Here is a 220-nt window from a genome sequence, read left to right on the forward strand (position 1 = left end):
AATTTTCAACGGAGCTGGCTTCTGCGTCCTGACGCAATTGCCCGAGAGTTGAGCTCAGACCAGAAAGCTCGCACTGCAAGCTTTCAGAAAGCATCTTTGCCACTTCAGGCAGCAACGCTTTGAGCTTTTCACGCTCTTTGCCTTGCTGTGAGTTGGTATCCTCAAGCAGGTTCAGCAGATCCTCAACAAGCACACCAAACATTGTATGGAGTAACCAGAT

General features: G+C 49.1%; 1 protein-coding gene. It reads right to left on the reverse strand.

The window, feature by feature from the left end; genetic code table 11:
- Nucleotides 1-220: hypothetical protein (locus PsW74_RS29015; RefSeq protein ID WP_193777984.1), on the reverse strand; the 220-nt coding region annotated here is incomplete at both ends.

The sequence above is a fragment of the Pseudovibrio sp. W74 genome, from assembly GCF_001623085.1.
In the GTDB taxonomy this organism is placed as follows: domain Bacteria; phylum Pseudomonadota; class Alphaproteobacteria; order Rhizobiales; family Stappiaceae; genus Pseudovibrio.